Raw genomic sequence first — 24085 nt, 5'->3', positions numbered from 1 at the left:
AATAATAAATAAAATCAATCTTTGATGTAGATTTGTGTAATATTGCCATCATTTTTCTATTGTTGAGAGTATAAAAACTATGAATTCAGAAAAAACCTTGGTAACCCTCCTCTAAATTGCCGAGAAGGATTACCAAGGTACTTAAGTGGCCTTTTTATGGTAAAGAAATAAGTACTTACTAACTCTTAGTGGGAATAGTGCTCTTTCATCTCTTTATTAAAAGGTAAATTTAAAATTTCATCTATAACTTCCTTTACTCGTTCATATGATCTTGTTCTTGGATCTCTTATCAAAACTTCTTCCAATACTCTTCTATCACCAGTAACAAATGCTTCTATAGCAAATTCCATTCTCATAATTCGAGGTGTTAAATAAAATTTCTTAACTCTATCTGTTAAATCAGGCTTAATCTCTTCAAGATGTATTCCATTATCATCTACTATTACTGGAACTTCCACCACCACATCCTTAGGAATATCAGAGATAATTCCATTATTAAGGATATTTAAAACTAATCTCTGTTTTTCCCCATTTACAATTGCATTAATAAAAGGAATTTGTTGTTCACCACTCAAACTTTCCCTTTTAAGTTCAGGGAAAACATCCAAAAGATTTACTTTATCATCTTTTGATAATTCAATAAGCCTTCTCTTATAAACTCTTAAAGCTTCATAGAATTTAGGCCTTTCTATCTCATTATCTATGCATCCAAATTTACCATACCATTTCTTTTTCGTCTCTAAATCATAATGATATTTCCAACTTCCATTTCTACATGTATCTCCAATGGGCATCATCCCATAAAATCTATACATATCTATAGATGCAGGACTTAATTGGGCATCCCATGGATTTTTAGGTTCCCATTTTGATGAATTTTCCTCTATCCATTTATCAATAAGAGGATATGCATTCTCACCATTGTATAAAAATCTATTTAGCCAAATACCATGATTTACTCCAGCAACTTGCCAATCCACTTTTTTAGGATCCAAATTTAAAGTTTCTATCAAATCAAAAACTCCACCATAACCATGACAAAAACCTATTATTTTTGTATTAGTCTGGCGTAAGACAAGCTGAGTAATTTCAAAAACAGGATTTGCAGTCTGCATCATATAAGCAGAAGGAGCATATTTTTCTATCACCTTTGCTATATCAAGAGAAAGTTTTAATTGATTATAGTTAGTAAAAGTATAATAATCAGAAACCATATTAAACTCTTGACTATCTATACCCCGATAATAACCATGTTTCTCTCCAACCTCTCTCATAATTTCATATTGTACATATCCATCTTCATGCCCCTCAGCCCTTGCAAGAGCAGTATTAATAACAAAGCTTGCTCCTTCTACAGCAAATCTTAAGTCTGTAGTTTTCTCTATCCTAAGATTTGCTCCAAGTACATCATTAATTTTTTTTGCAAGATTGTATACAGCATTCAATCTTTCTTCATCAATATCCATTAATGATACAGAAGAATCATTTAATCCCTTTACTTTACAAAGATCTGAAATAAGAGTTAAGGTATACCTGACACTTCCTGCTCCTACAAAAGCAATCTTAATATTTGCCATTTTTAGACCTCCCAATTTTAATTATTAAGAATTCTATAACTTTGATACAGAGGTAGTAGCAATACCTGTCTCCATATACTTTTGGAAAAATATAAAAATAATAAAAATAGGAATAAGCGACAGAACTGACATAGCAAAAACAGCTCCCCAATTTGTAATAGTTGTAGGATCAGCAAAAGCCTTTAAAGCAAGAGCTACAGGGTATAACTCTGGTTTATTTAAATACAATAAGGGTCCCATAAAATCATCCCATGTCCAATAAAAAGCAAAGATTACACTGGTGATTAAAGCAGGTTTTAATCCTGGCAAGATAATGTACCAAAATATTTGATATTTACTAGCCCCATCAATAGATGCAGCCTCATCATATTCATAGGGAATTCCTCTTATAAACTGCATCATCAAAAAAATAAAAAAAGGACCCCCAAAAAAGGCAGGAACAATTAAGGGTTTAAAGGAATTAACCCAACCAAGTTTATAAAAAAGTATATATCGTGGAACAATAAGAACTTGTCCTGGAAGAAGTAAGGTTAACATTATAGTTGTAAACCAAAAATTTCTTCCCGGAAAAGCGATTCTTGAAAGTCCATAGGCAATCATGGTTGATGATATAACTATACCAATAGTTACTCCAGTGGATAAAATAAAAGAATTTTTAAAAAAAGTAGCAAAGGTTATACCTCCAAATCCTTCCCATCCCTCTATATAATTCTCAATCATAAATTTTTTAGGAATAAGTGATGTCATATCTGAAAATATCTCCTGATGCGTTTTAAATGACGAACCTATCAACCAAAGTAGTGGATAAATCATTACAAAGGCAAAAATACTAATTAGGATATAATAAATTACATAAAAAGTTAAAGTTTTCTTTATCATAAATTACTTAACCTCCCATGCCTCATAATATACCCATTTTTTAGAAGTTTTAAACAAAATAAAAGTCACGACTGCTACCACAACTAATAAGAACCAAGCCATTGCAGATGCATATCCCATATCATAATCTCTAAAAGCCTTTTGATATACATAAAGAGCATAAAATAGAGTAGTATCTAAAGGTGCTCCTCCTGTTATAATATAAGCTTGTGTAAAAACCATAAATCCTCCAATTGTTTGCATAACAAGATTAAAAAATATAACAGGACTTAAAAGGGGCAATGTTATTTTGAATATCTGTCTCCAAAATCCTGCCCCATCTATACTTGCAGCCTCATATAGTTCTACAGGTATCTGTTTTAACCCTGCTAAAAATATAAGCATAGGAGATCCAAATTGCCACATTGCAAGTAAAATTAAAGTCCATATTGCAAAACGAGGATCACCAAGCCACATAATCTTTTCTGAATACCCCAAAATATTCTGTAATATATAATTTACAAGTCCATCCATACCAAAAATTTGTTTCCACATTACTGCTACTGCAACACTTCCCCCAACAAGAGAAGGTACATAATATATAGCCCTATATAATCTAATTATCTTATGTTCTGAAAGATTTAATACCAAAGCAACGATAAAAGCAAACAGTAATCTAAAAGGAACAGCAAAGACCACATATTTAAGAGTTGCTCTCAGTGCATTATAAAAACGCCTATCCTCAAAAAACATTCTATACCAATTATCAAAACCTATAAATTTAGGAGTACTTAATACATCATACTTAGTAAAAGATAAAAGAAAAGAAGCCACAAGTGGAAACAAAATAAATGCTAAAAAACCTATAATCCATGGAGAAATAAAAAAATATCCTGCTAAGATATTGGATCTTTTTTTCTTAGATAGCCTCATAATATTATCTACTCCCCTTATAAAGTATAAAAGGGGGAGAATTTTATTATTCTCCCCCTAAAACATTAATTACCTATTCAATATTTTCTCTGCTTCTTTCTTAAGAGTATCATAGGCCTCCTCTAATCCAATCTTCTTGTATCTAATTTGCTCCCATATAGGAGCTATAACATTATTTGATATCTCTGCATGTTTAGGAATATCAGGAGGAGGTGTAGGCGATCCTTCTTTTTCAGCAAGTCTTACAAAAGCAAAAGCCTCTTTCTGAGAAGCCTCAATATATGGTTTTAAGAAAGTTTGTACTCTACTTGAAATAGGAACTCCTCTTTCTGCTTTCATAATCTTATGAGCATCTAAATTGTTAGTAAAGAAATCAATAAACATAGCTGCCTCTTTAGGATATCTTGTCCTGGAATAAATAGAGAAAAACATGGAAGCTTTAAGATAGGTACCAGATTTTGATTTTTTATCAAGCCTTGGGAAAAGAACCATCTTTAAAGGTCTGCCAGCAGCTTTTGATATAGCAATAAGCTGATTACTCCAAGCAAGAGACATGGCAGATTTCTTTTTAACAATAAATTGATCTTCAACTCCAAGACCTGTCCTTGAAACATCCACTGTTACATCTGGAGCAGCACCCGCATTCTCTATATCAAGCATCATTTTCCACCATTTTACAAATGTGTCTTTACTAAAACCTATGGACTTACCATCTTGAGAATATAACCATTCTCCATTCTCAATTAACCAAATTTTGAAGCATTCTATTTGACCTGTAAAGCCTTCAACACCATAAATACAAAGTTTTTTCTTTATTTGTATAACTGTATTTTTAAATTCCTCCCAAGTCCAATCATTTTTTGGAAGAGGAAAACCAGCTTGTTTGAATAATTCAGGATCATAAACAAGACCAAGAGCATTAACACCAAGATTTATACCATAAAGTCTACTATTTACTATTCCAGGCTTTATATAATTAGTAGCCACATCTTTTAGATTTATTACATTATCCTTAACAAAATCATCAAGAGGTAAAAGTAATCCTCTATTTACCCATTCAGTAATATATTGATAATCATGTTGTATTACATCAGGTAAGTTTCCAGCTGCAGCCTGTGTATTAAGTTTCGTCCAGTAATCACTCCATGATGTATATTCTGGCGTTATTTTAATATTGGGATATCTTTTTTCAAACAGCTTGATTACTTCAAGAGTCTGATTATGTCTGGTTTGGCTTCCCCACCAAGCAACCCTTAAATTTATAGGCTGTTGAGAATAATTAACTGTCAAAACGATGAGAAGAAGTAACAAAAAAACTAAAACCCCTTTAAACTTCATAAATCTAACCCCCTTTTAATATTATTTAGGAGAGATTTTTTAAATTTACAGATCACCCCCTTTAATATTATGCAAAGATTTTGTATATTTTTACGTCTATATTTTATTTTTATTTTTCATTTCTGTCAAGATTTTTTTCATTATCAATGTCATGATATAATAAATTCATGATTAATCTAGAGAAAAAGATAGCATTAATAACAGGAGCAAGTAGAGGGATTGGAGAAGAAATTGCAAGAAGGCTTGCAAAGGAAAAGGTTAATCTTGCTCTTATAGCAAGAGATGAAAATAAATTAAAAAAAATAAAAGATGAATTATCAAAAGAAAATATTGATATATTTATTTTACCAATAGATTTGACAGAAAATAACGCTCCAAAGTTTGTTATTGATAAAGTAACTAAATATTTTGGGGGATTAGATATATTAATAAATAATGCTGGAACAGCTCTTTCCAAACCTTTATTAGAAACGTCAGAGGAAGAATGGGATAATTTAATGACAATTAATGCTAAGGTTCCTTATTTTTTATGTAAATATGCCATACCTTATTTGAAAAACTCAGAAATTCCAACTATTATAAATATATCTTCAGTAGTAGGCTACAAAGGATATGTAAATCAAAGTGCCTATACTGCATCTAAACATGCACTTCACGGATTCACAAAAGTCCTTGCTCAAGAAGTGCATGAATATGATATAAGGGTACATTTAATATCTCCAGGGGGAGTTGCCACTGATCTTGTTAACAAAGTTAGACCTGATCTTAAAAAATCATTCCTCATACAACCCTATGAAATTGCAGAAATTATTGTATTTCTATTAAGATTTAGAAATAATGCAGTTATTGACGAAATCCAAGTAAGACGAAGAGATAATATTCCTTGGAAATAGTTTAAAATTTATCCTTTAATAATTTTTTTCTATATTTTTCAACTTCTAAATTATCAATTTCATCTATTTGTTCTTTTGTAAAGAAGCGCATCTTTCCAAAAAGTTTTGCTACAAAAATTACTTTAATTGAAGATTCAATAAGTAAAGTTCTATATAACGCCTCTTTTAAATTACTTCCAACTGTAACAAGACCATGATTCTTTACTAAAACCCCATTATGATTTTTTATAATCTCACCTACTGCCTCAGCAAACTCTTTACCTCCAGGAACTACATACTCAATTACTGGAATCTCTCCTCCAAGGAGAGCAACCATATCAGGAGTAAAAGGTTTTAGAGATTCATCTTGAAAAGCATATGCAATAGCATATACAGGATGGGTATGAATCACTGCCATTACATCTTCCCTTTGCTTATAGCACTCAAGATGCATCCAAATTTCTGAGGAAGGCCTTTTATCACCGTCTACAACATTTCCAGAATCTATTTCTACTCCTATATAGTCCTCTTCTATAGCATCTTCAAAGGAAGATCCACTTGCTTTTATATATATTCTATCTCCAAGCCTTGCACTTATATTTCCTCCAGGCCCAACAATTAAGCTTTCCATAGAAATTCTTTTTCCTATCTCTATAAGTTCTTTTTTAAGTTTTGCCACATCAGAATTCATAATAAATTCCTCCCTTAGGAATATAATTTCGTAGATAATCAGAGGTCTTTTTAAGCTCTTCTAATACCTTTTCCTCAGTTTTTGTGGAAGGTGGAATAACTTCAACTATAAGTACTATTTTATCTACTGGGTTTAAATATTTAGATACAGGATTTTCTTTATAATTTTCAAAAGACGACTTTATTGCAGAAAGCACCTTCTCAATTTTGACATGTCCAATAGAATTATATTCTTCTGTAAATGGCCAATGACTACTTGAATCTGGCTTTGTCTGTTGTAAATGAATAATGGGAGAAAAACAAGCAAATCTTCTTAACCATTCTTCGTAGGAAAGATCGTCTCCTGTAAGTCCGTAATGCATACCAGCCTGATGGCCCACATCAATAGTTAAGTAAACAGGAACCCCTTCATTATCTTTATTTACTTCAATAAGAAATTCTTCAGCCTCTTTTAATGTCCATGGTTTTTCACTTGGTATATACATCTGTTCATTAGAAATGCCTAAAAGCCCCTTATCTTTAGCAATCTTAGCAAGTTCCTTAAAAGTATTATAAACGTAATTAATTCTTTCTCTTTTTTTGCTATTATCTTGCAATACTTCTACAGAAATAGCATCCCAATGTCCTCCAAGATATTTTGCCCCCATCTCCCTTACAATATCCATGGCAGATATGATCCATTCTTTCATTTTCTTTCTAACTCTTTCATCACTATGAGACAAACCATGGAACCTATGGGTTGCCATCCCTGTATAGTAGTCCCATATATCTACATCATATTTTTCTGAATACTCCTTTATTTTCTTTGCTGTCTCTATTTGATATTCCTTATCGCCACTAAAGAAGGGATCTAAAACATCACTACAGAAAGAATGGTAATCATACCCAAGTTCTTTTGTAAGCCTTATAAAATTTTCAGGTTCTTCCCACCTTCTTGTTAAAAAGGCTCCATTAACACCAATATCTATATGTACTCTCATTTCTTCACCTCATCTCTACCCCACCACTAACATTAACAGCATCTCCAGTAATATAGGATGCCTCATCACTGGCAAGAAATACTACCACATTTGCCACATCATCATAAGTACATGCTCTTCCAAGGGGAACCTGTTTTAAATACCTTTCTCTTACCTCTTCTTTGCTTATCCCTAATCTCTTTGCATATTGATCATATAGACTTTCTTTCCACAAAGGTGAATCCAGAAGATCTCCAGGACAAACAGCTATCACTCTTACATTATATGGAGCCAAATCTAATGCAATACTCTGAGTAAAACCTATTCCTCCAAATTTAGATGCAGAATAAGCAGAATTCCTAAAACTCCCTTTTTTACCAGATTTTGAATTAATCTGTATTATGACACCTGATCTTTGTCTCACCATAACCTTTGCCGCCTCTCTCGCACAGAGAAAATAGCCTGTCAAATTTACATCAATAACCTTTTTCCAATCCTCAAGAGGAAATTCAGTAATATCATGAGCTATCAATATTCCAGCATTAGCAACCATTATATCAAGTTTTCCAAAAACCTCAACCGTCTTTTCTACCATATTTTTCACATCTTCCTCATTAGTTACATCACATTTTATAGCTAATGCCCTTCTTTTATATTCCTCTTCAATTCTTCTTACCACTTCTTGAGCCTTATCTATTTTTATGTCAGCAACAGTAACATCACAACCTTCCTTAGCAAGCCTATAAGCAAGAGCCTCACCAAGCCCTTGAGCTGCTCCAGTAACAATTGCTACTCTATCTTTTAATCTTTGGCAATCACACATCTATTTTCTCCCCCTTTTTCAATATATAATCTTCTGCTTCTTTACACCACCATCCATTATTCTCTTTAACAATTTGATATAGATCTCTATAAATATCTCTTAATTCGGTAGGACCTTCAATGCTTAATCTTTCAAAATCATCAATATCTGACAAAGGAAACTTTATGTGGGTGTAGATTAATTTCTTTCCTCCAGGAATATTGGGAAAATTTAAAAGCACATCCCTTGCCACATTCAAACCCCCAACATGTGTAATCATAGGAGAAGGATCTATAATGCCTTTCTGAATAAGATCTAAAGCTATCTTCATATCATTAGCATTTCCCCCAGATGTAGCCACAAAATGATGCTTATCATAATGAACCTTATAGAAATTAACACATGCGGTAAAATTATGGTCTGTTGGTCCTGCAAAAAAGTTTAGACATCCATCTCTGTCAAGTAGAGAGTCTGCTTCCTCAACTAATTTAGGACTGGGATATAATACAAAGATATCATCATATTTCACTTCTTTATATGATTGATCTTTTGTAGGATTAATAAATCTAATATCTATGCCCTTTTCTTTAATCTTATCTACAGGAAAAGCTCTAACAGCCCTTTGAAGCTTAGAATCATCAATATCAGTAATAATTAACAATCCGGGATTTTGAGGACCATAAATAAGATAAGCAAGAAAAGCAAGACCCATAGGACCTGCTCCACCTAAAATCGCAGTTTTACCTCCAGGCTTTATACCCATTATATGCTCATATGAATTTTCCTTTGTATGATATTGAGCATTAACAGCACCAACCACACAAGACAGAGGTTCCACTAAGGATGCCTTATAGAAAGCATCTCCTTCATATATTAAAAGACAATCTTGTTCCATCACTTCATTAGGAATAATGACCCTTGTAGCAAGCCCCCCTAAATATTTGTATGAATAACCAGGAGCACTTAATACACCTACAGGACCTTTTTCATATAAAAGGGCAGGTTGAATAGTAAACTTTTGTCCTTCTTTATATTTATCTTTCCATTTTTCTCCAATTTTTAAAATAATACCTGCCATTTCATGTCCCACAATAACAGGGTTTTTATCAATATCCTTTGGTACTCTCGGATGCTCTGACCCCTGCACTATCTCTTTATAAGTAGATGGACAGCTGGTATCTGAAATTATCTCTGCAAGTATTTCATCTTCTTTAATATCGGGAAGCCCAAATTTTTCAAGCCTAAGATCCATCTTTCCATACATTCTTAAAGCTATGGTTTCCATTTTTATTATCCTCCTAAGTTAATAACAGATTAGGATTCTCAAGAAATTCTTTTATCTTTACAAGAAATTTAGCACCATAAGCCCCATCTATTACTCTATGGTCTGCTGAAAGTGTAATATCCATCATTTTCCTAATCATTATCTCACCATTTACAGGAACCACTCTATCTTGAATAGCCCCAAAAGTAACTATAGCAACTTCAGGTGGATTAATTATAGCTAATATGGACTTTATTCCAAAAACTCCTACATTATTTACTGTTATACTTCTATTAGATATATCTTCAACTCTCAGTTTTCTATTTCTTGCCTTCTCTATCAATAAAATCCTTTCTTCATATATCTGAAGAATATTTTTCTTATCAGCATTTTTAATTACAGGCACCACTACACCTTCATCCCCTAAAGCGACCGCAAAACCAACATTTATCTCCTCTAAAAGTTCTATTTCTGTTTCCTTAAAACGAGAATTTATTAAAGGGAAATCCTTTATAGAGGATGCTACAGCCTTGATAATAAAATCATCATAAGATATTTTTACATTATTTTTATTTATAAACTCTTCTCTCACATTCACTAAGTTTGTAGCATCCGTCTCTAACTCAGCATAAAAATGAGGTATATTTTGCTTACTCTTCAAAAGTCTCTCAGCTATAGTCCTTCTTGTAGTACCCAAAAGTATCTTTTTAATCTCATTATCTCCACTCAAAATTTATGCCCCCTTACTCTGGAATTTCCTCATCTAAGGTATCAGTAACATAAGCAAGAACAGTACCTACAGGAACTGTCTCTCCTTCTTTTACTAATATTTTTCTTAAATAACCATCATATTCACTCTCTATCTCCATTATTGCCTTTTCCACCTCTATCTCTAATAATGGTTCTCCTTTCTGTATTTTTTCTCCTTCTTTCTTAAGCCAAGTAGTGACAGTTCCATTTTCCATTACATCACTAACCTTTGGCATAACAATGTTCTTCACCATCCTTATCCTTCCTCCTTTCTAAAATAACTGTTTAATCTCATCTATTATTCTCTTATCATTGGGAAGGTAAGCTTTTTCAAGAACTGGAGAGGCTGGGGGGGGACAATAAGGAGCCCCTATCCTCAATGGTGGTCTCTCCAAATATGAATTTGCTTTTTCAAAAAGTTGAGTAATTATTTCAGCTGATAATGACATAAACTCTACTGCTTGAGTTACAATCGCAAATCTTCTTGTCCTTTTTACCGAATCTATTATAGTATCCATATCCAAAGGATAGAGACTTCTTAAATCTATAACCTCCAATTCAATTCCTTCCTTTTCTAACTCTTCTGATGCCTTTAAAACCGCATATAACATGGCTGACCATGAAACTACCGTTACACTTTTATCGTAATTCTTAGCTTTTCTTTTAATATCTGCCTTCCCTAATGGAATTATGTAATCCTCTTTTGGTACTTTTCTTTTCGAAAGAGATAGAAGTAATGGATCTTGAAGAAGATTTTGATGCTCTATATAAATCACAGGATTTTTATCCCTTATAGCTGATATTAAAAGCCCCTTTGCATCATAAGCATCTGATGGAGCAACAATTTTCAATCCTGGAAAATGGGTTAATATGGACTCAATACTTTGAGAGTGTTGTCCAGCATATCCTTTACCACCACCAATAGTAGTTATTATAGTAAGAGGTATTTCTGCTTGACCACCAGTCATATAACGCATCTTAGCAGCTTGGTTTGCCACTTGATCTAAAGCAATTAAAATAAAATCAATATACATGATCTCAACAATAGGTCTCAATCCTCTCATAGCAGCACCAATTCCTGTTCCTACTATTGCAGCTTCTGATATAGCAGTGTTAAATATCCTATCTCTCCCAAATATTTCCAATAAACCTTTTGTTTCTCCAAAAGAACCACCATAATCCGCAATATCCTCTCCCCACATGAGTATCCTTGCATCTCTCTTCATTTCTTGATACAAGGCTTCAATTATAGCCTCTTTATAATTTATCTCTATCTCTGGATCCCTATCTTTAAAGGCTGGTTCTTTTAACACAGTAACGTTTCTAAACTTTTCAGGTACATAATCGTCAATAGGAGCATCATTAAATACATATAGAGTCATTTGTTTAGGATCAGGATTGGGAGATTCTATTACCTTTCCTGCTATTTCTTCATTCTTTTTGCGAGCCTCTCTCTTGAGATTTTCTACTTCTTCTTCTGTAAGTACCTCAGCCCTTATCAATTCCTTTGCAAAATTTTCTACAGGATCATATTTTTTCCATTCTTGAAGCTCATCATATGTACGATATGTACCATCTTCTGGTTTTTCCAATGTATCACTTAAAGAATGTCCCACAAATCTATATCCCCAAAACTCAAGCAAAATAGGTCCATCACCATTTCTTGCCTTTTCCACTGCTCTTTTTACCGCATCTCTTACAGCAAGCACATTCATAGCATTTACAACTTCAGCATGCATTCCCTTTTTGTTATAAGCAAATCCTCTTTCTGCAATATAATCTATTCCCGTGACCTCTCCCTTTTGTTGACCTGATTCTCCATATTGGTTATTCATAACCATAAATATGACTGGTACACCAAACTTTTTCTTCATCAATCCATTAGTGAATTGAGCCATACAAGACATATTCAATGCCTCATGAGCTATACCCGTATTCATAGCCCCATCTCCAATAAAACATAGGGTTACTTTTCCATCCTCCATATATCTTGACGCCATAGCAGATCCTACTGCAATTCCCATACTACCTCCAACTATGGCATTCGCCCCTAAATGACCTACACTGAAGTCCGCAATATGCATGGATCCTCCTCTTCCCTTACATGCCCCCCATTCCTTTCCAAATAGTTCTCCTATAGCCTTAAAGAGTTCTATATCAAGAGCGTATTGATATAAAATATTTTTATTTTTGTTCTTCCAGTCATAACCTAAAAAATTGGCAATCTCTTTGTTACTTTCTATAAAAGAAAAAAGCTCCTCTTCTGACATATCTTTTAATCCAAAGTAACTTTTAGCTATTGCATCCCCATGTCCTCTATGAGTACTTGTTATATAATCATCCTTCTTAATAACTGATATTCCACCTGTAGGTACTGCTTCCTGTCCTATAGATAGATGAGTGGCTCCTATATATAAATAGCGTATATTCCCATACTTCCCTTTATTTGCCCTTAATTCATATATCATCTCTTCAAAATTTCTAATCATAAGCATACATTTAAAAAGATCAATACTTTCTTCCCTTGTTATTGTTCCCTCTTTTAATTCATCCTTAAGGGATTTATTATATTGAAACTTTGGGACTTTCCCACCAACCTCAATATATCCTGGTTCAAATTCTGGGAATACTTTTATCTCTTTTGGCAACTTTAGCACCTCCTTTTTATTTTTCTTTTATTTATTTTCATTCTTCATTTTCATTTCTTTTTCTTTTATATTAACATTACCCCCTTAAATGTCAAGCATAAAAACATTAAAGAAATATTAATTAATCGATATTCCAAGGAATAGCAGTCATATAGGCAAGATTGGGTTGTCTTGTGTCTAATCTTGAATGTTGCACTACAATTTTTACATTACTCTCCACTTTAATTGCAAAAGGTACATCTCTTTCTAGCTTCACCCCAAGAATTTCTTCTGATCTATCCAATCTTACATGCCATGTTCTCTTTGCAGGCACAACTATCTCCTTTGACTCTATTGGATCTCTATCTTCAAAATAGAAGGTGAATTTAACAGTAGCAGGTTTATCATTTACATTTAAAATACATGTAGACTCATGACTTGGTAAATTAACATCACCCACACCCGGTAAATATGCATCTGGTATAAGCCAAATCTTAGCACCAAGTTCTCTCTCCATTTATTAAACACCCCTTTTTCAAGATTTTACAAGTTTTCTTCTTTGCTCTATAAAGTTAGAAATTAAAATCGTTGATACTAATAATAATCCAAGTATAATAGTTATCACTTGGCTTGGTATATTTAAAAGATTAAGACTATAAGTGAGATATCCAAGTAAGAATAGAGAAAGTACAACCCCAATCATATTTCCAGATCCACCCAATATGCTTACTCCCCCTAAAACCACCGTTGCTATAACTTCAAGTTCTAAACCACTACCTATGTCAGGCCTTATACTGCTTAATCTTGATGTTAAAAATATAGTTCCTAAACCTGACATAAAACCTATAAGAGTGAATAATATTATTTTTATTTTTTCTACTGGTATACCTGAAAATTTACATGCTTGCTCATTGTTCCCTGTAGCATATATGTATCTTCCCAAAGTGGTTTTATGTAATATAAAGCCAAAAATAAAAGCAAAAATAATATATACTACTAATGAAAAGGGGATGGGAGTGTTTCCTATGTACCCTTGTCCTAAGTACATAAAACTTTCAGATTCAATTCCTACTGCTGTGTCTTGTAATAAAATATAAGCTATTCCTCTATAGAGAGCATAAGTACCAAGAGTTATTGCTATAGCAGGTAACCTAAATCTAACAATTAGATAACCATTTAAAAATCCTCCTAAAGTAGCTATTAGTAGCCCTATTAAAACACAAATCCAAATATTAGTACCTGCTCTATGAAGGACACCCATAAAAGCAGATGTCATTCCCATATTTGATGCTACTGAGATATCTATATTTCCACTAATAATAATATACGCCATAGCAAGGGAGATTAATCCTTTCTCCATAAAATTAGTGGTGTTATCAAGTAGGTTTACTATATCTAAAAAATAAGGAGACAAAATACTGCTTATTACAAATACTAATATAATCAATATAAGTAAGATTATTTCCCAAGTAATTTTAATTTTTAACTTCATGATCTCCTCCTATACCTTTTTTGAGTTCTTTCTGCTATCAAGGAATCTATTACTATTGCAGTCAAAAACATAAGTCCTTGTAGAGCAAGCTTATAGAAGGGAGAAATTCTCATAATATTTAATCCATTTACTATCATGGTCAACAATAATACCCCTAAAACAACCCCTCCTATTTTTCCTGATCCTCCAGTAGTTTTTGCTCCACCTATAACTACAGCCGAAATAGCAGATAATTCAAACCCTACAGCAGCACTACTTTCGGCAGAGGCAAATCTTGATGTATATAAAACACCACTTAGACCTGATAAAATTCCTGATATTAGATAGACTAAAAAAAGCACTTTTGTTTTATCTATACCAATATAGACCGCAGATTGGGGATTATTACCTACTGCATATATACTTCTTCCTATAGATTTGTAGTTAAGTATATAGTAAAAAAGAAGAAAAACTATAAAAGCATAAATAATCAATATAGGAATACCAAAAACTTCCACCCTTGTTAAGAGCTTATAACCTTCAGGCATTTCATGAGCATTAACCCACTTTCCCTGACTTATAATATAAACAAGTCCTCTAAAAATATACATGGTAGAGAGAGTGGCTATAATCGGGATTACCCTACCTTTTGCTACAAATAAACCGTTTATAGCCCCACATATACCCCCAATAATAATACCTAAAATTGGTGCTAAAATAACCGGAAGATTAGGCAAATCTCTATATAGCATAGAGACAATCATACCTGTCAAGGCAAGATTAGAGCCAACAGAAAGATCTATTCCCCCAGTCAAAATTACCATCATTTCTCCTATAGCCACAATGTTCAATATAGATGCATCAAGAAGAATATAACGAATATTCTCCCAGGTCACAAAATATGGATTTCTTATGGCTATAATTAGACCAAAAAAGAAAAGAGGAAATATTATGCCTATCTCTCTCAACCTTGATATATTACTATCTTTCTTTATTCCACTCATAGTATCTAACTCTGTCATAAACAGCCTCCTTTTATCGTTAACTCTTTACCAGATGTCCTCTTCCCAGAGCTAATGACAAAATCTTTTCTTGAGTTGCTTCCTTTCTTGAAAGACTTCCCACTAATCTTCCCTCATGCATCACCAAAATCCTATCACTCATACCTATTACCTCAGGCATTTCTGAAGAAATAAGTATTATTCCATAACCTTCTTTAACCAATTTATTGATTAGGTTATAAATAGCTACTTTAGCTCCCACATCTACACCTCTTGTAGGTTCATCCAAAATAAGAATCCTTGGATTTGTAGCAAGCCACTTAGCAAGGACAACCTTTTGTTGATTTCCTCCAGATAAATTCATAACTTTTTGTCTGAATCCAGTAGCTCTAATATCTAACAATTCATAGTATCTTTTTGTAAGAGTTTCTTCTTCTTGTTTATTAATAACTCCTTTATTGGCTAAACTTTGTAAAATAGGAAGAGTAACATTACATACAATATCCATAGGTAAAAGTAGTCCATGCTGATGCCTGTCTTCAGGAACATAGACTATTCCATGAGTTATAGCATCTTTAGGACTACTTATTTCTACCTCTTTTTCTCTTATATATATCCTACCTCTGTCTTTTTTTCTTATTCCAAATAAAGTTTGAGCAACCTCTGTTCTTCCAGAACCTACGAGTCCTGCTATTCCTAAAACCTCTCCTTCATAAAGTTCAAAGGAAATATCATAAAATTCCCCATGTTTTGTTAATCCTTCTACCTTAAGCAGAATATTACCCTTTTTAGCTTCTACCTTAGGATACATATCCTCTAATTTTCTTCCTACCATCATTTGAATCAACTCATCCATATTTGTATCTTTTACATCTCTTGTTCCTATATACTGTCCATCTCTTAGTACTGTTACTCTATCAGCTATTTCAAAAACCTCTTCCAACCTATGAGAAATAAATATAATAGAAGTGCCCTTATGCTTAAGATTTCTTATAATATTAAAAAGTCTTTGGGTTTCTTCTAAGGTCAAGGAAGAAGTAGGTTCATCCATAATTAAAATCTTAGGATTTATGGATAAAACTCTTGCAATTTCTACCAATTGCCTTTCAGCTATACTGAGATTTTTTACAGGAACCTTAGGATTCAATTCTATCCCTAAGGAGTTTAATAAATTCTCAGCTTCTTTATATAGGTTCTTCCAATCAATATTTTTAAAAAATGGACTATATTTATAATGGCCTATAAATATATTCTCAGCCACACTCAATTCCGGAAATAAGGCAAGCTCCTGGAAAACAGCAGCAATACCATATTTTTGAGCATCCATAGAATTTTTCAGATGGATTTTCTTTCCTTCTAAAATAATCTCTCCACTATCAGGTTGCAATACACCACTTATAATTTTAATCAAAGTAGACTTTCCAGCCCCATTTTCTCCCAATAAAGCATGAATTTCTCCTCTTTTTAAATTAAAATCAACATTTTGTAAAACTGGTTTTGTTCCTGTATAAGTTTTATATATTCCAAAAACCTCTAATACATAATCGCTCATATGCTTTATTAACCCCTTCTTTCAATAAAAATATAAGAAGGGGAGAGATTCTCCCCCTCCTTTTTAATTAGTATACTTTTGACCAATAATCTATATTAGATGCATCAAATACAAATGGAGGTCCAAGAATTATCATTCTTCCACCATTGCCTTCATCAACTATTTTTCTTTCTCCAAGCCTACCCAAATTAACTTTCTCTCCTACATTACCCTTTATCTCTTTTGTTAACAAACGATAAGTAGCATATATTGTTGCATAACCTAAATCTATAGGATTCCATAAAGCAAAAGCTTTACATGTTCCCCTCTTCACATATTCAGCCATTTCACTTGGTAAACCAAGACCTGTCAACTGCACTTTTCCAGAGAGTCCTGCATCTTCAATAGCACGAGCAGCAGCTGCAATACCCACTGTCGTTGGTGCAATTATTCCCTTTAAGTTTGGATAAGATTTAAATAATCCCATTGCTTCATTATAACTTTTCTCTCTAATATCATCTCCATACACTATGGCCACAAGCTTCATCTTACTATATTCTGGTTTTTTGAGTTCTTCTTTCATCCATTCTATCCACGTATTTTGATTAGCCATGGTAGAGGCAGCACTTAGTACAGCAATTTCGCCCTCATAATTTATCATCTTAGCTAAAAGTTGAACTTGAATTCTTCCTATTTGCTCCATATCTGCCTGATTTACAAAAAGCTTTCTTCCTTGAGGTTTCACAGCAGAATCAAAAGTCACAATTGGAATACCTCTGAGTTGAGCCTTTCTACATACTGGAACTAAAGCATCGGGATCATTGGCAGAAACACAAATTGCACTAACTTTTTGAGCAATCATTGAGTTAATAATATCAATTTGCCCTTGAACGCTTGACGCAGCTGGAGATTGATATAAAACAGTAATTCCTAATTCTTTTGCAGCCTCTTGAGCTCCTTTATTTACTGCTTCAAAAAATGGGTTACCAGCAGTTTTACATACTAACCCAATAACAAATTTTTTTTGAGAAAATCCTTGTGTACCTAAGGTAAGAAGAACAATTAATAAAACGGTCAAAAACTTTTTCATAAATAATCCCCCCTAATTAAAAGATTTTTATATATCCGCTTGAAATCTTAGATACTTAACTACTCACCTCCCCTCTTTAGCATAAATTTTCATCTTCTTTTATCTTTTTCTTTCATTTATTTTTATTTTTTATTTTACATATAATATGTATTTTTGTCAAAAAATTGAAAGACATCAAAAAACAGTAAGAATCTTAACAATAAGAATATATTTTTCATAGAAAAGGAAAAAAACATTTAGATTAGTTTATCTATTTTATCTATAAAGTTTTTATATTCATTGACAAAATAAGTTAAAAATGATATTAAATAAACAGTATAATTAAAAATAATTCAAAATATATAAAAAAACATATTGTGGAGGGAAAAATGGAGATTAAAGTTAAATACCCTAATCAAGAGAATTTCAAAAAATTTGGAACCTTAATAGTTCCTCCTTTTAATAATCCTCCTGCAGCAAAATCAGAAGTCTTTAACTATTATCACAACATCGCTGACATTTCATCTCTCGGAAGTGAGGGATGTTTAGGATATTTAGAAATCAGAAGAGATTTCAATAGAGATTTTATCTTAGAAAAAATAGAAAGACATAAGCAAACCTTGGAAGCCTTTATTCCTATATCGGGAGTTGGAATAATTTGCCTTGCTCCTGCAACTCATGGGAAAAATATACCTGATTTAAATTCCATAGAAGCTTTCTGGATAGACAGCACAGTATCTTTTGTCCTTAATGAGGGAGTATGGCACTGGTTACCTTATCCTATTACTCCTGAGCTAAGATTTATATTGGTATTAAAAAAGCCAACAGTAGAAAAAGATATTGAAATTGTAGATTTGCCTAATAAAATAAAAATAAATCTCTAAAAAAAGATAGTAATAAAGAAGGGGAAGGCTTTTTTGCCTTCCCCTTCTTTATTTACCTTTTTCTATCTCTTACTCGTATAGACACTCTCTTATCTTAGGATCATCAATATTTGTCTTATCATACCAATAGAAACCACTGTCTATGAATTTTGGTAACTTTTCACCCTTAATCGCTTTTACAGCAGCCTCAACAGCCATATAACCCATTCCAACTGGATTTTGGGTTATAGCACCTTTCATTAAACCAGATTTAATTGCTTCAATCTGCAGTTTTCCAGAGTCATATCCTATCACTACTATCTTTCCTACCTTATTCATCTCTCTAACTGCATTAATTACTCCAATAGCAGACCCTTCATTCGCTCCAAAAATACCCTTCAATCTTGGATGAGCTTGTATAATAGCTTTTGTTAGATCTGTAGATTTAAGATGATCACCACCACCATATTGAATATCAACTATTTTTATTAATGGATACTTTTGTTTAATCCTATTTACAAATCCATCTCTTCTATCAATTCCAGTTCTACTTGTTTGGTCATGTACTACTAAAGCAACTTCACCAATCCTTCCTATAAATTCTGCCATCTTATCAGCAGCATGACCCGCAGCCTTTATATTATCTGTTGCAACTGTTGTTACAGGAATATCACTATCTACTCCAGAGTCAAATCCAATTACAGGAATACCCATTTGACGTGCTTTCTCAAGATATGGTATAACTGCTTTGCTATCAAGAGCTGCAATACAAAGAGCTGCAGGTTTCTTAGCAAGAGCTGCTTGAAGCATTTCAATCTGTTTATCTACCATTGCTTCAGATTCTGGACCTTCAAAGGTTATAGTTACGCCTAAATCCTTTGCTGCTTTTTCAGCACCACTTTTTACTGCTTGCCAGAACTGATGCTGGAACCCTTTGGAGACCATAGCAATGTATGGTCTTTGGGCGGACGTAATGGAAAGACCAATAAGGAAAATGAACATTAAGGATACAATTAGGAAGCGCTTCATTTTTTAAACCTCCCCCGTTAAAGGATTTTTTATAATATTTGCCTTTTGGGCAAATATTACCCAGATTATCATATCTCTCTGCTCCTTCTCATCATATCAAGATAAACAGCACCAATAACTATAATTCCACTTACTACAATCTGCCATTCTTGAGGTACAGAGAGAATTCTTAAACCATTAGTTAAAGTACTCATAATTAATGCACCTATGACTGTTCCTATTATAGAGCCCTCTCCACCCCTCAATGATGTGCCTCCTATTACTACAGCTGCAATAGCATCCAATTCATATCCTTGACCTAAAGCTGGTTGTGCAGAATTTAATCTTGAAGCCATTATGACACCAGCAATACCCACAAAAGTTCCACATAAGGAGTATATTATTATCTTCCATTTATCAACATTCAGACCTGATAATCTTGCTGCATCTTCATTGCTTCCTATAGCAAAGGTATATCTTCCAAGAGCGGTTCTGTTGAGAAGAATATTCGCAATAATTATGAAAAGGATAAACCACAAAATCGCATTAGGGAATTCTCCGATACCTGGTATTATTTTTCCTATAATAGAACCCATAGCAATCTTATTAAATATAGGAGCATCCATAAAGTAAATTGGTTTACAGCCTGATATAACCAAAGCCAAACCTTTTGCAATCATCATCATACCCAGAGTTGCAATAAAAGGAGGTAATTTCATTTTTGATATAACAAACCCATTAATAAAACCAGCTAAGGTACCTGTTAATATTCCCCCTAAAACACCAATAAATACTGGTAATTTCCAAAAAGATATAAAAACACCACTCATCACAGAGGATATAGTCATAACAGTACCTATAGAAAGGTCAATACCACCTGTTATAATAACAAAGGTTACACCAAGAGCGAGAAGACCATTTACACAAGTAGCAAGCAAAATCGCAACCACATTTTCATAAGTCAAAAAATTAGGTGATGCAATTGAGAAAAAGGTAAAAAGCAAAAAGAGACTTGCAAACATTAAAATTTGTCTTAGTCCACTCTTAGAGAAAATAGTTGATAATTTATTAACCATTTAAATTAAAACCTCCTTTTGGTCTTCATACATGGTAGCATATTTCAATATTTTCTCCTCAGTGGCTTCATCAGAATTCAGAATCCCTGTTATTCTGCCTTCACACATAACCGCAATTCTATGACTCATTCTTAATATTTCAGGAAGCTCCGAGGAGATCATTATAATTGATTTTCCTTCTTTTATTAATTCATTAATAAGCTTATATATTTCATTTTTCGCTCCCACATCTATACCTCTCGTAGGTTCATCAAAGATGAGTATGTCACAATTTCTTAAAAGCCATTTTGCGACTACAACCTTTTGTTGATTTCCTCCAGATAAATTCATAACCTTTTGCCTAATAGATGGTGTCCTTATCTTTAACCTCTGAACATATTCATTTGAAACTTTCTCTGCCTTTTTATCATCAACAAAACCTAATGCTTTTAAAAATTCACTCATAGAAGGCAAAATTATATTTGTCTTCACATCCAAATTTGGCATTAAACCATATCTTTTCCTATCCTCAGATAGATATCCAATACCGTGCTTTATAGCATCCCATGGATTTTTAATATTAACTTTTTTAGATTTTACGTATATTTCTCCGGAATTGATAGGATCGGCACCAAATATTGCTCTTGCTAACTCTGTCCTTCCAGCTCCTATTAATCCTGCAAATCCTAAGATTTCCCCTTTTCTTAATTCAAAATTAATATTTTTTAATATCTTTCCTCTTCTTAAGTTTCTAACAGCTAAGACAATTTCAGCCCCTTCCTCTACTTCTTTTTCTCTAAGAGTCTCATAAATCTCTCTACCCACCATCATGCTTATAATCTTATCAATGGTCACATTTTCTATGTTTTCTGTTCCTATATATTGTCCATCTCTCATTACAGTTACTCTATCAGCTATTTGTTTTAATTCTTCCAATCTATGGGAAATATAAATTATCCCTATTCCTTGAGATTTTAACTTTCTTATGATACTAAATAACTCTTCTGTTTCCGCTTCACTTAAAGCAGCTGTTGGCTCATCAAAAATTATTACCTCTGAATTAAATGATAAGGCTTTAGCAATTTCAACCATTTGCTGTTTACCAACAGTTAATTCTGAAACTTTTACTTTTGGATCCACTTTTAAATGAAGCATATCTAAAAGTTCTTTTGTTCTTTTATTAATCTCGTCATCATCTAAGAATATTGGTATATTTTTCTTTTTTGGTTCTCTACCTATAAAAATATTTTGAGCTACTGTGAGATGAGGCATTAAATTTAATTCTTGGAAAACCATACTTATACCCATCTCTTGTGCAACACGAGGATTAGGAATGTCTACCTCTTTTCCTTTATATACAATCCTTCCTGAATCCTTTCTATAAGCTCCAACTAATATCTTCATTAATGTAGACTTCCCCGCTCCATTTTCTCCAACCAATGCATGTACCTCACCACGTTTCAGCTCAAAATAAGCATTCTTTAAAGCTTGTACCCCAGGAAAGCTTTTATTTATATTTTCCATTAAGACTAAGGTTTCAGTATTTATAGTTTCATCCCCCTTATTTAAAATTTATTATCCTCTTACTTTTTTATAGAGTGGTCCAAAGTTTAAACAGGCTCTGAAATCAGCTCCTTCTAAATCTTGAGTACCAAACATAGACCAAGCACTTGGTCTAAATATTCTATCTTCCTCCACATTATGCATACAAACAGGAATCCTTAAAATGGAAGCAAGGGTTATGAAAAGATCACCCACATGCCCATAAGTAATAGCACAGTGATTTGCCCCCCAATTTTCCATTACTGAGTAAACACTTTTAAAGGCACCCTTTCCAGTAAGCTTAGGCACAAACCATGTAGTTGGCCAAGTTGGATCTGTTCTTCTATCCAGAATATCATGAACATGGGGAGGAAGTTCCACTGTGTAACCCTCTGCAATCTGTAAAACAGGGCCAAGCCCCTTAACTATATTTAATCTACTTATAGTTACTGGCATGCCTCCTCTTGTAGTAAAGTCCGTAGAAAAACCACCACCCCTAAAATATCCAAGGTTAGCATAACAGAATTTAGTGACATTAATACATTTCAAAACTTCCTCATCAGTTATCTCCCAGAATGGCTTTATAGCTGGTTTTCCATCTATTTCTTGTTCTCCTGTACCGTCAAGAGCAGCAGGTCCAGAATTTATTAAATGAATTACTCCATTTTGGGCTAAACCTTCAGGCTTCCATCCTGTAACCCTATATATTGCTTCAGGGCTCCAATAAGTTCTAACATCAGCAAAAATCTGAGCAGTGTTAGTTAGAAGATGACCAAATAACATACATACTCCATTGAGACTATCATTCTCTGTTGCCAATATATAAGGTTGTCTTAATCCATTCCAATCAAAAGATGAATTTAAAATAGCCTCTGGAAAATCACCATTTGGAAAATGATCTGTCCATTGTCTTTGCCCTTGAAATCCCGCTACAATAGCATTATGTCCTAAACTTTCTTCAGGATAACCAAGTTCTTCTAACTTTTTATTTCCAACCATTAAATCTCTGATTATTAACGTCATCTTCACTACAAATTCCCATACTTCCTGCTTTTTCTTCTCATCAACCCTTTTTTCAGGTGGATTAGGATCTTCCCCCTCTTTCAAATATTTTTTAACCCACTCCATTGCTCTGTTGAATTCTTCTTCATCATAAATCTTTCTTTCAATCCTACGAATTATTTCTGTCATATCAACATACTCAACCCTCATCCCTAAATAATCCTCAAAGAAGTCAGGATCAACAATAGATCCTGCAATTCCCATAGAGACACTACCTATAGAAAGATAAGACTTGTTTTTCATAATAGCTACTGCTAAAGCACTCTTTACAAACTTAATTATCTTTTCTTTTACGTCAGAGGGGATAGTGTAATCATCTCTATCTTGAACGTCTTTTCCATAAATCTTAAATACTGGAAGCCCTTTTTGATTGTGAGCAGCTGAAACTGCTGCAAGATAAACTGCTCCTGGTCTTTCTGTACCATTAAATCCCCAAACAGCCTTTGGAATATCAAGACTCATATCCATTGTTTCCGCTCCATAACACCAACAAGGAGTAACAGTTATAGATACTCCCACTCCTTCTTTTCTAAAGAGCTCATCTGCCATTCTTGCTTCTGCAACTCCTCCAATACATCTTTCTGGGATTACACATTTAACTTTTTCTCCATTGAGAAGATAAACATTATTTTCAATAAACTCTGCAACTGCCTTTGCAAGATTCATAGTTTGATCTTCTAAAGTCTCTCTTACACCCCCATATCTTCCATCTATAGTTGGACGAATTCCTACCTTAGGGTAATCCTCTATAAACCTTTTTTCACCAACTCTAATAGGAAATAATCTACTCATAGAAAATATCCTCCCCTCTTA

The 24085-nt window shown here is 33.3% G+C and carries 22 protein-coding genes; 2 read left to right on the top strand and 20 right to left on the bottom strand.

Annotation, left to right across the window (positions count from 1 at the left end; all coding sequences use genetic code 11):
• Positions 1 to 185: 185 nt before the first annotated feature.
• From aglA to ACY3JM_RS02400, 4 genes are all read right to left on the bottom strand, one after another.
• The gene (aglA, locus tag ACY3JM_RS02415) at positions 186 to 1577 is read right to left on the bottom strand and encodes an alpha-glucosidase AglA (protein ID WP_463111608.1); all 1392 of its coding nucleotides are present in this window, start codon (positions 1575 to 1577) and stop codon (positions 186 to 188) included.
• A gap of 33 nt (positions 1578 to 1610) precedes the next feature.
• Positions 1611 to 2456: a carbohydrate ABC transporter permease gene (locus ACY3JM_RS02410; RefSeq protein ID WP_463111607.1), complete on the bottom strand. Its 846-nt coding sequence runs from the start codon at positions 2454 to 2456 to the stop codon at positions 1611 to 1613.
• Between the two features lie 3 nt (positions 2457 to 2459).
• On the bottom strand, positions 2460 to 3368 hold the full coding sequence (locus tag ACY3JM_RS02405; protein WP_463111606.1) for a carbohydrate ABC transporter permease: 909 nt from the start codon (positions 3366 to 3368) through the stop codon (positions 2460 to 2462).
• 69 nt (positions 3369 to 3437) lie between these two features.
• Positions 3438 to 4706 (bottom strand): ABC transporter substrate-binding protein, encoded by a 1269-nt coding sequence (locus ACY3JM_RS02400; protein ID WP_463111605.1) that lies wholly within the window; start codon positions 4704 to 4706, stop codon positions 3438 to 3440.
• A gap of 167 nt (positions 4707 to 4873) precedes the next feature.
• On the opposite strand from ACY3JM_RS02400, the gene ACY3JM_RS02395 reads away from it, so the two are divergent.
• Entirely contained in the window at positions 4874 to 5599 is a 726-nt protein-coding gene (locus ACY3JM_RS02395; protein ID WP_463111604.1) for an SDR family oxidoreductase, read from the top strand.
• Position 5600: 1 nt separating this feature from the next.
• On the opposite strand, the gene ACY3JM_RS02390 is transcribed toward ACY3JM_RS02395, so the two are convergent.
• From ACY3JM_RS02390 to rhaS, 12 genes are all read right to left on the bottom strand, one after another.
• A complete protein-coding gene (locus ACY3JM_RS02390) occupies positions 5601 to 6269 on the bottom strand; it encodes a class II aldolase/adducin family protein (protein ID WP_463111603.1) in 669 nt (222 codons plus the stop codon).
• Positions 6259 to 7248, bottom strand: a complete 990-nt coding sequence (locus tag ACY3JM_RS02385; protein ID WP_463083195.1) for a sugar phosphate isomerase/epimerase family protein — start codon at positions 7246 to 7248, stop codon at positions 6259 to 6261. Before ACY3JM_RS02385 ends, ACY3JM_RS02390 begins: the two co-directional genes overlap by 11 nt.
• Positions 7249 to 7252: 4 nt before the next feature.
• The gene (gene srlD, locus ACY3JM_RS02380; RefSeq protein ID WP_463083194.1) at positions 7253 to 8050 is read right to left on the bottom strand and encodes a sorbitol-6-phosphate dehydrogenase; all 798 of its coding nucleotides are present in this window, start codon (positions 8048 to 8050) and stop codon (positions 7253 to 7255) included.
• On the bottom strand, positions 8043 to 9314 hold the full coding sequence (locus tag ACY3JM_RS02375; protein ID WP_463111602.1) for a zinc-binding dehydrogenase: 1272 nt from the start codon (positions 9312 to 9314) through the stop codon (positions 8043 to 8045). The genes srlD and ACY3JM_RS02375 overlap by 8 nt, the downstream gene beginning before the upstream one ends.
• A 13-nt stretch (positions 9315 to 9327) precedes the next feature.
• Positions 9328 to 10023: a dihydrolipoamide acetyltransferase family protein gene (locus ACY3JM_RS02370; protein WP_463083192.1), complete on the bottom strand. Its 696-nt coding sequence runs from the start codon at positions 10021 to 10023 to the stop codon at positions 9328 to 9330.
• Positions 10024 to 10036: 13 nt separating this feature from the next.
• Positions 10037 to 10297 (bottom strand): biotin/lipoyl-containing protein, encoded by a 261-nt coding sequence (locus tag ACY3JM_RS02365; protein WP_463083191.1) that lies wholly within the window; start codon positions 10295 to 10297, stop codon positions 10037 to 10039.
• A gap of 18 nt (positions 10298 to 10315) precedes the next feature.
• A complete protein-coding gene (locus ACY3JM_RS02360) occupies positions 10316 to 12700 on the bottom strand; it encodes an alpha-ketoacid dehydrogenase subunit alpha/beta (RefSeq protein WP_463111601.1) in 2385 nt (794 codons plus the stop codon).
• A gap of 112 nt (positions 12701 to 12812) precedes the next feature.
• A complete protein-coding gene (locus tag ACY3JM_RS02355) occupies positions 12813 to 13187 on the bottom strand; it encodes a sensory rhodopsin transducer (protein WP_463083189.1) in 375 nt (124 codons plus the stop codon).
• An 18-nt stretch (positions 13188 to 13205) separates the two neighbouring features.
• Positions 13206 to 14162 (bottom strand): ABC transporter permease, encoded by a 957-nt coding sequence (locus ACY3JM_RS02350; RefSeq protein ID WP_463083188.1) that lies wholly within the window; start codon positions 14160 to 14162, stop codon positions 13206 to 13208.
• Positions 14159 to 15163 (bottom strand): ABC transporter permease, encoded by a 1005-nt coding sequence (locus tag ACY3JM_RS02345; RefSeq protein WP_463083187.1) that lies wholly within the window; start codon positions 15161 to 15163, stop codon positions 14159 to 14161. The genes ACY3JM_RS02350 and ACY3JM_RS02345 overlap by 4 nt, the downstream gene beginning before the upstream one ends.
• Before the next feature lie 19 nt (positions 15164 to 15182).
• The gene (locus ACY3JM_RS02340; protein ID WP_463111600.1) at positions 15183 to 16694 is read right to left on the bottom strand and encodes a sugar ABC transporter ATP-binding protein; all 1512 of its coding nucleotides are present in this window, start codon (positions 16692 to 16694) and stop codon (positions 15183 to 15185) included.
• A gap of 67 nt (positions 16695 to 16761) precedes the next feature.
• A complete protein-coding gene (gene rhaS, locus ACY3JM_RS02335) occupies positions 16762 to 17763 on the bottom strand; it encodes a rhamnose ABC transporter substrate-binding protein (RefSeq protein ID WP_463083185.1) in 1002 nt (333 codons plus the stop codon).
• A 368-nt stretch (positions 17764 to 18131) separates the two neighbouring features.
• On the opposite strand from rhaS, the gene ACY3JM_RS02330 reads away from it, so the two are divergent.
• On the top strand, positions 18132 to 18626 hold the full coding sequence (locus ACY3JM_RS02330) for an ureidoglycolate lyase (protein ID WP_463083184.1): 495 nt from the start codon (positions 18132 to 18134) through the stop codon (positions 18624 to 18626).
• A gap of 69 nt (positions 18627 to 18695) precedes the next feature.
• Here the strand turns inward: ACY3JM_RS02330 and ACY3JM_RS02325 are convergent, their stop codons facing one another.
• The 4 genes from ACY3JM_RS02325 to ACY3JM_RS02310 form a co-directional block, all read right to left on the bottom strand.
• Positions 18696 to 19634 carry a substrate-binding domain-containing protein gene (locus ACY3JM_RS02325; RefSeq protein WP_463083183.1) on the bottom strand — a complete coding sequence of 313 codons (939 nt, stop codon included), beginning with the start codon at positions 19632 to 19634 and terminating at the stop codon, positions 18696 to 18698.
• Positions 19635 to 19702: 68 nt separating this feature from the next.
• Positions 19703 to 20689, bottom strand: coding sequence for an ABC transporter permease (locus tag ACY3JM_RS02320; protein WP_463083182.1), 987 nt, complete (start codon positions 20687 to 20689; stop codon positions 19703 to 19705).
• Positions 20690 to 22192, bottom strand: coding sequence for a sugar ABC transporter ATP-binding protein (locus ACY3JM_RS02315; RefSeq protein WP_463111599.1), 1503 nt, complete (start codon positions 22190 to 22192; stop codon positions 20690 to 20692).
• A gap of 51 nt (positions 22193 to 22243) precedes the next feature.
• Positions 22244 to 24064 carry an L-fucose isomerase gene (locus ACY3JM_RS02310; RefSeq protein WP_463083180.1) on the bottom strand — a complete coding sequence of 607 codons (1821 nt, stop codon included), beginning with the start codon at positions 24062 to 24064 and terminating at the stop codon, positions 22244 to 22246.
• Between the last annotated feature and the right edge of the window lie 21 nt (positions 24065 to 24085).

The organism is Dictyoglomus sp. SSW, assembly GCF_055181335.1.
Note: the sequence above shows the minus strand (reverse complement) of the source record. Positions and strands in the feature narration are given on the sequence as shown.